Here is a 13,077-nt window from a genome sequence, read left to right as displayed (position 1 = left end):
AATGCGCGCGTACTATTCGGCGGGCATAGTCGATGTTTCTGGATCAACAGTTGATGCAACACCGGCAGCTTCGCGGCGTCCGTCATTCCAGATCGCTTTTATCAGCGCAACGCACATCAGTGCCATGACGATAGAGAACGGTAGTGCGCCGATTACCATAGCGGTCTGAATAGCCCCGGTTCCGCCTGAGATCAGCAAACCACCAACCACCAATGCCAGAGCAGCACCCCAGAACATAATATGCGGCCGCGCCTTGGGGCCTTCGTCTCCAGCGGCGTTTATCGTATTCACGATCAGAACCGCTGAGTCCGCTGAGGTTACAAGGAATGTCATCAACAGGACAACGATCACAACCGCCATGGCCCAGGCCAAGAACTCAGCTATCGGTGTAAGCATGTATGTGGTCATGGCGAAGATCTTGTCGCCATTGGCCGCATCCAGGATCACACCATTCGCGTTCCCGTTGAGCTCAAGGTCGATGGCGGTGCCGCCGGCCCACGCGAACCAAACAAAGCACATCAGTGAGGGCACGATCATTGCGCCCAGAACGAACTCTCGGATCGAGCGTCCGCGCGAGATGCGCGCCAAGAACAATCCAACAAAGGGCGCAAAAGCGATCCACCATGCCCAGTAGAACACTGGCCACCAGCCTTGCCACTGCGCCAACAGGAAGGACTCAGACCCCTCGATTCCGTCCGACGCATAGACGTTGAAGCTGAGCCACGGCAGAGCAATCAGATAGTCCCAAATGCCAACAAAGAAGGCCTTAGCACCAAAAAACGTCGCTCCAAACAGGATGAAGAATCCCAACAAGAAGATTGATAGCGCCATGTTGATGTTCGACAGCCATTTGATGCCCTTGCCAACACCTGACAGCGCCGACAGCGTCGACGCTCCCATGATAACCAGTAAAGCTACGATGATGCCCAACGTGGTGGCCGAGCCATCGGCATGTGCCAGACCGCCAATCCCGATACGTGTCAGGCCTGCCACGAATTGTTCAACACCAAAACCAAGTGTCTGCGCCACACCAAGGATGGTCGCAACGACGGCGACGATGTCGATGAGATGGCCGAGGTTGCCCGATAGTGCCTTGCCAAAGAGCGGCGTCAGAGACGAGCGGATCGTCAGTGGAAGCCCGCGGCGATAGCTGAAGAACGCAAGCGCAAGGCCTGCAATAGCATAGCACGCCCAGGCGCCCAGACCCCAATGCAGATAGGACCAGACATAGGCCGTGCGCACATTGTCCGCGTCAAGGGCTGTTGTCACGCCCTGAATAACCGACGGGTTGTTCTTGAAATGCGCGACGGGTTCCGCAACAGCCCATGTCAGCATCCCTACACCGATACCGGCTCCGAACATCATCGAGAACCACGAGAAATTTGAGAATTCGGGCTTTTCACCTTCAACGCCTAGGTTCAGGCGTCCGGCTGCGGGCCAGATGGCCAAACCGATGCACACAATGACAAACCCGGTGACAACCCAGATATACCAGGCTGCGAACTGGGCCAGAATGGCTGCGTTCCAATCGCCCAGAATTCTGCCGGCCTGAGTTGGCCACACGATGCACCAGACAACCAACAAGCTGATGATGATTTTACTGACAACTGTCACGTTTACGCTGAACCCCCGATAAAAACCGTTGTCAGCGGTCTTAATCGGAAGTTCCGAAAGAGGTGGCCTTATCGCCATATTGTACTTCTCCCTGTTCTTGATTTTCGGGTGGATAATTCTGCTTGTTCAGACTCGACCACCAAAGTTCCCCGGAGCCCAATGAGACCAACGATGCAGATAGGCCGCTTCACCAATCTCATTGGGTCGGGGAGTTGAGATTTGCCGGAATCCTCAGCTCTCTAGAGCCAGCTCATGCACGTGAATTTCATTGATCGGATGGCTTTCCGCACCGATGATGCCGGGACGAGAATGGCGGTACAGAGAGCGCCAATAGGGTTGAATTATCGTTCCGTCATCTCGCATAAATTGTTCGATCTTTTCCATGTGCCCGCGGCGCGTTTCCGCGTCGGCAATTGCTGAGGCTTCTTCCAACATGGCGTCAAATTCGGCGCTGGCCAGACCGGTTTCATTCCAGGCCACCCCCGACTTGTATGCAAGCGTCAGCACCTGGACACCTAGCGGGCGATGTCCCCAGTCAGTCGAACTGAACGGGTATTTATTCCAATCATTCCAAAATGTGTTACCTGGCAATACTGTGCGTGTTACTTTGAGCCCAGCATCGCGCAGTTGTGCCGCTAATGCGTCGGTCGTGTTTCGGCGCCAATCATCATCGATCGAGAAGATTTCGTGCTCGTAGTCGAGCATACCGGCTTCTTCCAACAATGCTCGCGCGCCCTCGACATCCTTTTTAGGTGCTCCGATGTCCGCGTATTCTGGGTGAATGGGGCAAACGTGATGGTTCTCGCCTAGAGTGCCACGATTGGCGTATCCCAGTTCTAGCAATATGGCATTGTCGCAAACCATAGCTAGAGCACGGCGAACACGTGCGTCTTCATAAGGTTTAACTCCGTCCACTTCGGCATCACGGTTCGTGCGCAAAACCATAGTGTTGGCCGAAACGGACTCGCTTTGGTTCCAACCAATGCTTTCATAGATGTCGACAAATTCACCGACCGTTTCATAGGTCATGTCGATTTCTTCAGCTTCTGCCGCCGCCAGATGCGCGGCGCCGTCGGTGCCGTAGTCGATAAACTCTATCCGATCCAAATAGGCACCTTCGCCCCACCAGACGTGATCTGTGTTCTTCTCCAGAACGACCTTTTCACCGACCAGATACTCAACCAGTTTATATGGCCCCGTCCCGACCGGATCATTCGCCGGATCGCCAGACCAACCGTCAGGCACAATTGCGGCGGGGTACTCAGTGATGGCAGGTATGATAGTTATGTCCGGCCGGGTTAGATTCAGCTTCAGAGTCAGATTATCGACCACTTCAAGCGCCCCTTCGGCCGGACCGTCCCCCGCTTCGTTCTGCAACGAACCCATGCGCGAGGCCATAGAGTTACCTTCCCAACTACCGTCACACCAGCGCCCAAAGTTATATGCAACATCATTGGCTGTCAGTGTTCCACGCCCGTCATTCCAGTTTACGTTTGGCCGAACACGTAAGACATACTCCGTTGCGTCGTCATTCACTTCCCAGCTTTCAAGCAACCGAGGTTCGAATGTACCATCGGCATTGTACTGAACGAGATACTCCAAGAACCCACGGACCACGTTTCCAAGCTGTGGCCAGTTGTAAAGCGGCGGATCAAGCTGAGCGCGCACAACCTGCTGAATACGAATCGTTCCGCCGGGTTGGATATTCGACGCAGCTTGTGCTGGTTGAGACATACCGATCATTGAGTAAGCAGCAGATGCCGACAGCCCAAGCGCAGTCGCACGCGTCAGGAATTCACGGCGGCTGAGTGTTCCATCGGCGACCTCGCCGACGTGCATTGCTATTGCTGGATGAATGGTTTGGCTCCGACTTTGTTTAGTCATCACTGGCTCCCCTGTTTTACTCAAAGGGCTACTTTCGCGCCCTTTGGCACAGTTTTTGATATAAATTTGCTCTCTTTTGCAGTAGCTGACTTGTTATGGAAGACATTAGCAAGATTAATACCAGCTTAAGCCGTAACCTTGTTGCGCTTCACGCCTTTGAAGTGGTCGCGAAACACGGGAACTTCACAAGTGCTGGAGACGCTCTCGGATTGACTCAGTCTTCGATCTCGCAACGAATAAAAGGTCTGGAAGTTGATCTGGGCGTCGTCCTCTTCAAAAGAGAACACCGTGGCGTTTCACTTACATATGAGGGGTTGAGACTTCTGAATGTAGTCAGACCCGCGATGGCGCAGATGAACTATGCCGTAAGTTCTTTGCATGAACGTAAAACTAAACCCAGGGTTCGAATTTCTGCCGATTTTGCGTTTTCCACTTTCTGGCTGTTACCGCGTCTGGGTTATCTGCGAGAGGAAATCGGGGATGAAATCGAAATTCAGATTTTGGCCTCGACTGTGCCTCCCGGTCTGGACGACGCAGATTGTGATATTCAAATTCATGTCGCCCCAAAAGACCAAATAAAACCCGATGAAATACTACTGTTGGAAGAGGTCGTAGCGGCCGTTTGCAGCCCACAACTATTAGAGAGGATTGGAGCAATCCAAACACCCTCAGACTTGTTGAATGTACAACTTCTGAGTCTTTCAAAACCTGCGACCGCGGCTTGGCAAACTTGGCAAGGATGGTTTGATAGTTTGGGTGTAACAGGCGAAAGAAAGAGAAATTACATAAGTTTCAATAACTATGACATGGTGACCCAAGCCGCTTTGTCCGGTGATGGAGTGGCTTTGGGTTGGATTGGCTTGATCGACGATCTACTCAACAAGGGATCTCTGGTTACCATCACAGACGATTTGGTCTCAAGCGACGCTGGGTATGTCATGTCGCGGAGCCAAACCAACACGGGCCGAGGTCCGAGGCTTGTGTTTGACTGGATCGCCGATCAAGTACTATCAAAACCTATGAAATAGTGCGTCGTCGAACTGTTCGGCTGACAATACCCCGAAGGGTCTTGTCAGAAGAACTTGTCTTGAGGCGGGCAGGGCGGTTTGGCCGTTCCTGTATTTGCGCAGGATCAGAAACCCAATTTCCTGATCATTTGGGGCGATGATACCGGGCAATCGAACATCTCTGCCTACACGATGGGATTGATGGGGTACCAGACCCCCAACATAGACCGTATCGCTAATGAAGGCATGATCTTCACCGATTACTACGGCGAACAATCCTGCACTGCTGGTCGTTCCTCGTATATCACTGGTCAGTCGGTCTTCCGCACGGGTTTGTCCAAGGTTGGTTTGCCGGGCGCAGAACAGGGATTGCAAGAAGAGGACCCGACAATTGCCGGTCTATTGAAGGCAGAAGGTTATGTAACCGGACAGTTTGGTAAAAACCACCTTGGCGACAGGGACGAGCATCTGCCGACCAACCATGGCTTTGATGAGTTTTTTGGCAATCTCTACCACCTCAATGCCGAAGAAGAGCCAGAGAACGAAGACTACCCCGGTGACACTATTCTTCCCGACGGGCGCACCTTTCGCGAGGCTTATGGCCCCCGTGGCGTCATCAAATCCGCAGCCGACGGAACAATCGAAGATACCGGACCACTTTCCAAGAAACGGATGGAAACCGTAGATGAAGAAACGGTGGCAGCCGCTATCGACTTCATCAAGCGAGCCCACGAGCAGGGAAAGCCGTTTTATGTTTGGTGGAATGGCACGCGGATGCACTTCCGCACCCATGTCAAAGATGAGATGCGCCAGAAGGCCGATGAGATCGTCGGCAAACATGTTGATGAATACACGGCGGGTATGATCGAGCACGATATGCATATCGGAGAGCTGTTGGCCGTACTGGATGAACTGGGTATCGCCAACAATACAGTGTTCACTATTCGACCGATAATGGTCCGCATATGAACACATGGCCGGACGCGGCGATGACACCGTTCTGGGGTGAAAAGAACACCAATTGGGAGGGCGGATGGCGCGTTCCAAGCGTTGTTCGTTGGCCCGGTGTTGTTGAGCCCGGTTCGATCTCCAACGAGATCATGCATCACATGGATTGGATGCCTACTCTCTTGGCCGCGGCAGGACGTGACAACATCAAGGAAGAGCTAAAACAAGGTGGTGTCACCGCGATTGGGCGAGAATACAAAGTCCACCTGGATGGCTACAACTTCTTGCCTTACTTCCAAGGCGAGGTTGGGGAAGGCCCACGCAAAGAAATCTTCTACTTCTCGGATGAAGGAGATTTGACAGCACTGCGGTTCGAAGACTGGAAATTCATTTTCCTTGAGCAGAAAGCATGGGCGACGCTACGGGCATGGATCGAACCCTGGACCGAACTACGCGCCCCATTGCTCATGAACCTTCGGCGTGATCCTTACGAAAGAGCGTATCGGACATCCAACACCTACATGGACTGGCAAATTGACCGAACCTTTATGATGGTTCCGACCCAGCAACTTGTGGCGGCTTTCCTTGCGACGTTTGAGGAATTCCCACCACGCCAAAAAGCAGGAACCTTCTCAATTGACCAAGTGATGGAAAAGATGATTTCGCCCGTTGGTGACTGATCACTTAGAATGTTAACCAAAGCGCAAAATTCCGGACCGAGGGTGGCTTCGTCAATCCTTCGGTCCGGTTGATCAGCTCAAACTCTGAGAGCACGGACCAGACCAATTGTAAGTGATTAGTATGATGGCGAAAATCTTCAACTACCTTCCGTTTGTCTTTCGAGTGGAATCGACTGCCGCGAACGACCGGATCGGTGATTTGCGCCGCGCCGCAACAACAGGCGTGCCGCACATGCGAGCAAATGCTGCGCCAGCAACGGCGGTGTGAGCAAAAGGCGGGTTTGTCCACGATCCGGAATTGCCAGTCTACGTCGTGAATGTCCGGTTGGGGTCGCGACCCGTCAACCACGCAAACCGCAAAGAACGGTAGTGCTGAGCCCAACTTGCCCTTTCGATAGTGCGCAGCGAAGGTCGGCATTTTCATGGGTTGTCGATAAATGCGGCTCGGATCGCGGCCTTCATAGCGTCCTGAGGCCCTTGTTCTTTCGGCTTGCTGGATGCCATCACCAGCTTGGACGCAGGCGTGTTTCCGAGGCCCAATGCATCGTTCGCTATCGATAGGCCGCCGTGCAGCGAGGAGCGACCGAGCAGACCCACTGCGACCCCGGCTTCTACTGCTGCAATCACACCAGAGACGCTTTGGCTGGAGTAAACAACGCGATATGGCTTTCCACGTGCTTGCAATGAATTGACCGCCGCGTCGCGCCACCAGCACGCATGATCAAACAAGGCCACTGGAAGGCTTTCTTCGGCCCGAAAGTGCCGGTGCGCCGACGAAACCCAACATGTCGGGTCTTCAAAAACAATCTCTTCGTGACTGGTCGGGCTTTCGACCTCATAAACCGCAAGGTCCAGCGACCCCTTATCGAGGGCTTCTGGAAAACTTGTGCTTAAGGCGCAGGTGACATCCAGTTCGACTTTGGGATGTTGACGGGCAAAGGTCGCAATGATCGCCGCAAGTCTGGCGCGCCCGTGATCGTCGGGTATGCCCAAACGCAGTTTGCCGCTTACTGTGTTCTGTGAAATCTCTCGTAGCGCCGCGTCGAGACGTGCCGTCACCTCCTGCGCGACTGGAAAAAGCTTTCGTCCCGTGTCGCTCAGAACCACCCCGCGACCATGCCTGTCGAAGACCGGCTGACCCAGGATCGCTTCGAGGCGCTTGATCTGAAGGCTTGTCGCAGACTGCGACCGGTAGATGCGGGCAGCACCGTCCGTGACGCTTCCGGCATCAGCGACGGCGACGAAGGTTCGCAGAAGATCGCTATCCAGATTTTCCATCTGTTTCTCCAATATCGGAAATTGAAACTATGCGTTTCACAGATGTCTTGTGCCGCACTATTTTTCAAGGTCAGAGGAGTATCCCATGTCAGATCAGACAGCTGCCCACCAACCATCTAGCCGGAAACCTCTGGTGTGGGGCGCGGCTTTGCTGCTGCTGGCAGGCGTCTGTCTTGTCTGGCCGGAACACACCGCAAACGCAGCAAAGTTTGTCCTATCGGGCCTGATTGTAGTGGCCCCCATCGTCATTCCGGGCATCGTCCTTGCAGCCTGGATCATCGCAAGCGGCGCGGATACCCACATCGCTGGTGCCTTCGAGGGCAGGACACTGAGAACGGTTTTGGCGGCCTCGCTCATTGGAGCCATCACGCCCGTATGCGGTGTGACCGTGCTGCCTTTGATGGCCGGAATGCTGGCTGCGGGCGTACCGCTCGCTCCGATCATGGCCTTCTGGCTGTCCTCTCCTATAACGGACCCCGCAATGCTCGCGACAACCGCGGCAACCCTTGGTCTGAGCTTTGCGATTGGCAAGACGCTTGCTGCCTTCGGATTAGGTCTATTCGGCGGCGCGATCACCGGCTTGTTCGCCAAGACGCCCTGGGCCATGAATGCGCTTCGGGACAATGGCCTTGCGCGCCAGCTAAGTGTTGCACGATGCGGCGAAGAGCAGCCATTTGATCCTTGGGTCTGGCGGTCTGAGGCACGACGTCAGTCTTTCGGCAAACAGGTTTGGGCAACCACGCGGTTGATCCTGATCTGCTTGATCCCGGCATTCGCGGCCGAATATGCTCTGAACGCGGCCATTACACCGGGCGCACTGGCAGCATATGTTGGCGAAGACAAATGGTGGGCGATACCCGCCGCTGCGTTCGTCGGTGCCCCGGCCTATGTCGACGGTTACGCGGCGCTCCCGCTGACTCGAGGGTTGATCGACAACGGCATGTCCGAAGGCGCAGCGATGGCGTTCCTCGTTTCGGGCGGCGCGGTAAGTATCTGGGGTGCTATGGCCATCGCACCGGTGCTCAAATTGCAACCGTTCATGCTCTATCTGCTGCTTGCAGTTCTGGGGTCGCTTGGGGCGGGGTATGTCTTTGGGTGGATCGTCTGAGATTCAGTGTAACGGGATGCAGACGTTCAGCGAACGGCAACAATGTCCGCAGATTTCCTGTTCGGAAAGCCCGTGATTTCGCGCCTGCGACGAATGGCCGGAATGCGGGCTGCTACCGCAGCATCTTGACCCGTTGGCCAACGGCGGGAGTGGGCCGCCTGCGTGATCATCTGGCAGCGGGGCAGGGACCTTTGCCGCAACAGAACCGAGGTCTGCATGGAGCCCAAAGTACCAAATTCTGCGATCTGCATCAAAATCCGATTTCGTTTAGTCGATCCAATGAGCCAAATCACTTAATCAAAATTGTTCCCTTCATATGTGGATGAAAAGCACAGAAATATGTTGTTTCCATACCTTTAGTAACCTCAATATTGGCGCTTACACCGTTTGGGATTTCCCCAGTGTCCCACCCGAACTTATCGGCTGTGGCAGTATGCGGCGCCAGATCTTCATTGGTCCACCGAATGGTATCGCCTACAGACACAGTCAGACGCTTTGGCGTGAATGCGAATGCTTTGATTTTGATTTCGTGAACTACGGGTTCCGCCGCCCGCGCCTGCTTTTGGGTGAAAGCGAGAGCGACCGCCGATGCGATCGCTCCACCCATCACACGACGGCGTGAATGGATCTTTTTCATCACTGCAGCGCCTCGACCATCATTTCGGCGTGACCTTCATGGGCTTTAAAGATCTCAAGACCCTGCTCGAACAGAGCCTTCACTTCGGCATTGTCGATATTGGGGATCATGGTGTTCTCTACCAGATCATTCACCGCTTGGTGATAGGCCAATTCATTGGCCGCATAAGCGGCATCAAACTCTGCACCACGCAGCTTGACGAAGCCATCGATGACCTCTTCGGCATTGGCATTCAGCGTTTGGCTGAACGCATTGTCCTGCGCTGAAGCGCCCAATTTTTCGAGCAGGCTCAGGGCCGCTTCATTCACGGCGGTATGGTCGCGGATCATCGTGTTTGCGAATTCATGGACGTCGGGGTTAGACGACAAAGCCAGAGCCAGATGAGCATACCGAATGTCGATGTTGTCGGCCGTATAGGCAATGTGAGCGTATTCGAGATCGCTCATCTCGGCGACGTCCTGCGCAGAGGCTTGAGCGCCAGTCATGGCGAGTGCCACAGCAAATGCGGAAATCAGTTTCTTCATTTTGGAGACTCCATTGAGTGTTGCGACTTCAATAGGAGTAACCCGAACCAGGAAGTGAGATATATGCGGGAACGTTCGCTTTTTCGTGCAGATCGTTCAAGCCACTGTACAAAAGCGCTAAGTACTGCCATGAAAATGCATGCTTGATCTGCTTAGCGATATCCTTACGAAACTGTCTGTTCGAGGCGCGCTCTATTTTCGAACTTCGCTGACCACTCCTTGGGGGATTGAAGTTCCAAAGTTCGAAAACGTCGCCCGATTTCATTTTGCCCATAGGGGCAATTGCCTGATCGAAGTTACAGGATACAAAAAAGTCGTGGCGTTGGAACAGGGCGATCTGTTGATTGTTCCACATGGCGCGTCACACAAGTTGTACTGTGCGGCTGAAACAAGAGATGCGGTTTTGCCTCTGGACACAGTCATCGAACGGTCGGGATACACTGGAACTGGAGTTCTGGTTTACGGCGGCGACGGGGATGAACGTGACACGCAGCTTATCTGCGGCCATTTTTCATTCGACCCTCATGCAAAGCATATACTGTTGGAACGCCTGCCACCGATCATTCACCTCAGGAACTATGGGGAAACCGCTGGAAAATGGATGGAGGCGACATTGCGCATGATCGGGGATGAGGCCGGGGGTCTTCGACTGGGCGGTGATCTCATTGCTTTGAAGATGTCAGAAGCCATTCTTGCGCAGGCCATACGTTCGTTTGTGGAAAGTGACGAATCCTCGAGGTGGGGCTTGAGCGGATTCTCTGATCACCAGCTGGCCCGGGCTCTTGACGCGTTTCACAAGGATCCAAGCGCATCCTGGACAATAGAAACGATGGCGCGCGTTGCAGGCATGTCACGAACAAACTTTGCTGTTCAGTTTCAGAAAAAGATGGCGATGTCGCCAATGCAATATGTAACAGCTTGGCGGCTGGAGATCGCCAAACGTTGTCTTACTGACCCATCAAAATCTGTTTCGGATGCCGCAGAAAGTGCTGGATACGCATCGGATTCTGCTTTTGCGCGCGTTTTCAAGAGGGAAATTGGCCTCTCACCTGCCGGCTTCCGCCGGCAAATCACGTTATCCTCGGCGCAATAAACCGGACACTCACTTACTTTTTTCGAACGACTGGTTTGTTGCGAAACTGTGAGTTAGTGCAGCCCGCAGCTTTACTAGCGCAGCGAACGGCCGCAATGCGAGCTGCGACTGCAGCATCAGAACTGGGCGGAGAATGTCTGTTTTGGGCTGCGTGCAGCCATTACGTTAAGCTCTAGGAACGGCGGCTTCGTCCACACACCTGAACTTGAGCCAGGTTCAGGCGTGGCAAAGCATGATCTATTGCGTCAGGTGATCGGTAAAAGCCCAATTTGCCCGCGCCTCGCTCCCAGGGTTGAGAGTTCTCAAAATAGTATATCGTCGAATCACATTTTGGCCGTAGCTTCGAGGCTTAGGCTTTCCTTTCACTGAGGTTTACCCATGCGCGCACTCCCGTTTGCTTCGATTGTCTTATCCGCGATTTTTGGGCCTATGGCGACGACAAGGTGATCTTTCGAAAGGCACTTGATGCACCACCGACCGAACCAGAATTGGGAGGTCCGGTCGGTCGCTCTGAACAACGGAAACTCATTACACCCCCACCTTCAAAAAAGACCCGCATCGTTCGGAGGGAAACCAAGTGAACAACGCGGGCTGTAGTTTTGGGGTGTTGTTGTTACGGTACTGATCGAAGGATGGATCAAAGTTCCCCGCGTCACCTTTATCTGGGATGATGGGCAACGCGGGGAAATAATCTGACCATGGGACTAGCCAGACTATGTCGAATGTGCGCTAGCCGCTGGTAGTCAATCAAGTTGGCATGAGCGCAAATTCTGTTCGCTACAGTCCAAGTTCGTTTCACGCCTATTGCACAGTGCAGCCACGTTTTCTGACGCGGATGTGTAAGCCGAACCAAACAAGAAATTTTCAAGCACGCGAGAGCATATTTTTTGGCGCGCGTAAAATTACTTGATTTGTTGTATTTTAGATTCAAGTATTCGCATGCGTGGCAAATTTGTATTACCTCTGTTGCTCGCGCGTTCGCCAGATCCGTCTGGTTGCCTCCCGGAGATTCTAGTGAGTGGTGTCGCCGGGAGGCCATTATTTTCGGTTTAATGTTCAACAAATTGGAGGCCTGTGCGTTACCAAGCTACTGAAACAATATGGCTGCTCTGGTCCGCAGTGCAGATTTTATTGGGCTTGAAACGCTCGTTTAGGAATGGCAACCCAAAAGGAACCAGCGTCACGTGGGAAATGCCAAATGAAAAATCTTTTTCTAACGTGCTGCTTTGGAGCTATTTCTCTAGGATTTGCAGCGTTACCTTCAGCCGCGCAGCCCCGGCTAGGTTGGGCCTATCAGATTGATGGGCTTGCTGCGTTTCAAGGGGACGCGGATTTGAGTGACGGTGGCGAGTTCTCTGCAAGCCGAGCATTTCTACGCGCCACCGCACTTTACAATCTGGAAGGAGGAAACTCCATTGGGCTTTCAACCAGCTTCGGCAAGCTGGATTATAGCTTTAGTCAATCGAACAATCAGCCATGGGAGAACATCCGCGATTTGCGCGTTGCTGTTCCCATGCGATTTCGTGCGAGCGATACAGCAACAGTTTTTGTGTCACCACAGATCAGGTGGGATTATCAAAGTGGAGCTTCCGCATCTGATGGTAGGACTTACGGTGTTTTCGCGGGTATTGCTTGGCAACTTAACGAGCGCCTGACGATAGGACCGGCCTTTGGCGCGTTCTCTCAATTTGACGATGGTGGTACAGATTTTTTTCCGGCCCTGCTGATCGATTGGGACCTAAATGATCGCTGGAACTTGAACACCGGCTCAGGGATTGGAGCGACACAAGGCCCCGGGTTGACGCTGAGCTACGCGTTGAATGAGACCATAGACCTTTCATTAACCGCACGATCGGAGAGAATTCGATTCAGGTTGGATGGGGAAGGTCTCGCGCCGGACGGGGTGGGCGAAGACAAGAGTGTCCCCGTTGTACTTTCCATTGGATACAACCCAAATCCTGGAGTTTCATTGAGCGTATTCGCAGGCGCAGAATTTGACGGCCGCCTGACGCTAGATGATGCGAATGGAGCAGAATTAAGTCGCCAGAGCTACGATACTGCGCCATTGGTTGGACTGGCGTTTCGGGTCAGGTTCTGATCACAGCATTGACCAAGTTTGCCAGTTGCGTGGTAATTGTTCTTGTGGCTGAGTTCGAACGTCCGCTTAGTCCGCACAGCAGTCATTAGCGCTGCTTGCTGCAAACGACAGCGACGAGCCGATTCCGTTGAAAAACAATGTTTTGCTGACGCAGAAAGTGGTCATCCGAACAGAGTGCGAGCGCCTTTTTATCAGACTTTTCGCGT

The 13,077-nt window shown here is 53.5% G+C and carries 10 protein-coding genes and 1 pseudogene; 6 read left to right on the top strand and 5 right to left on the bottom strand.

The genetic code is table 11. The features are described 5' to 3' along the window. Positions 1-12: 12 nt before the first annotated feature. On the bottom strand, positions 13-1,692 hold the full coding sequence (locus ACR0JA_RS22995; RefSeq protein ID WP_480580080.1) for a BCCT family transporter: 1,680 nt from the start codon (positions 1,690-1,692) through the stop codon (positions 13-15). A gap of 153 nt (positions 1,693-1,845) precedes the next feature. Beyond that, complete coding sequence (locus ACR0JA_RS22990) at positions 1,846-3,498, bottom strand: ABC transporter substrate-binding protein (protein WP_480580077.1); 1,653 nt, start codon at positions 3,496-3,498, stop codon at positions 1,846-1,848. 95 nt (positions 3,499-3,593) lie between these two features. Here ACR0JA_RS22990 and ACR0JA_RS22985 point away from each other — a divergent pair, with 95 nt between their 5' ends. The 3 genes and pseudogenes from ACR0JA_RS22985 to ACR0JA_RS22975 all read left to right on the top strand — a co-directional run bounded on the left by ACR0JA_RS22985 (position 3,594) and on the right by ACR0JA_RS22975 (position 6,401). Further along, a complete protein-coding gene (locus ACR0JA_RS22985; protein WP_480580074.1) occupies positions 3,594-4,526 on the top strand; it encodes a LysR family transcriptional regulator in 933 nt (310 codons plus the stop codon). 78 nt (positions 4,527-4,604) lie between these two features. Further along, positions 4,605-6,133: pseudogene (locus ACR0JA_RS22980) on the top strand (arylsulfatase). Positions 6,134-6,257: 124 nt separating this feature from the next. Further along, entirely contained in the window at positions 6,258-6,401 is a 144-nt protein-coding gene (locus ACR0JA_RS22975) for a hypothetical protein (protein WP_480580072.1), read from the top strand. Between the two features lie 152 nt (positions 6,402-6,553). On the opposite strand, the gene ACR0JA_RS22970 is transcribed toward ACR0JA_RS22975, so the two are convergent. Next, positions 6,554-7,411: a LysR substrate-binding domain-containing protein gene (locus ACR0JA_RS22970; protein WP_480580069.1), complete on the bottom strand. Its 858-nt coding sequence runs from the start codon at positions 7,409-7,411 to the stop codon at positions 6,554-6,556. Between the two features lie 85 nt (positions 7,412-7,496). Between ACR0JA_RS22970 and ACR0JA_RS22965 the strand changes: the two genes are divergently transcribed. After that, a complete protein-coding gene (locus tag ACR0JA_RS22965; RefSeq protein WP_480580066.1) occupies positions 7,497-8,519 on the top strand; it encodes a permease in 1,023 nt (340 codons plus the stop codon). Between the two features lie 289 nt (positions 8,520-8,808). Here the strand turns inward: ACR0JA_RS22965 and ACR0JA_RS22960 are convergent, their stop codons facing one another. Together ACR0JA_RS22960 and ACR0JA_RS22955 are read right to left on the bottom strand one after the other, a co-directional pair. Then, the gene (locus ACR0JA_RS22960) at positions 8,809-9,156 is read right to left on the bottom strand and encodes a cupredoxin domain-containing protein (protein WP_480580063.1); all 348 of its coding nucleotides are present in this window, start codon (positions 9,154-9,156) and stop codon (positions 8,809-8,811) included. After that, positions 9,156-9,680, bottom strand: a complete 525-nt coding sequence (locus ACR0JA_RS22955) for a DUF4142 domain-containing protein (protein ID WP_480580060.1) — start codon at positions 9,678-9,680, stop codon at positions 9,156-9,158. The genes ACR0JA_RS22960 and ACR0JA_RS22955 overlap by 1 nt, the downstream gene beginning before the upstream one ends. 139 nt (positions 9,681-9,819) lie before the next feature. On the opposite strand from ACR0JA_RS22955, the gene ACR0JA_RS22950 reads away from it, so the two are divergent. Both ACR0JA_RS22950 and ACR0JA_RS22945 read left to right on the top strand, forming a co-directional pair. Further along, positions 9,820-10,773: an AraC family transcriptional regulator gene (locus ACR0JA_RS22950; RefSeq protein WP_480580057.1), complete on the top strand. Its 954-nt coding sequence runs from the start codon at positions 9,820-9,822 to the stop codon at positions 10,771-10,773. Positions 10,774-11,971: 1,198 nt separating this feature from the next. After that, positions 11,972-12,871: a hypothetical protein gene (locus tag ACR0JA_RS22945; protein WP_480580054.1), complete on the top strand. Its 900-nt coding sequence runs from the start codon at positions 11,972-11,974 to the stop codon at positions 12,869-12,871. Positions 12,872-13,077 lie beyond the last annotated feature (206 nt).

Source organism: Ruegeria sp. AM4, assembly GCF_056540665.1.
The sequence above is the reverse complement of the archived record's forward strand: the minus strand, read 5'-3'. Positions and strand labels throughout refer to the sequence as shown.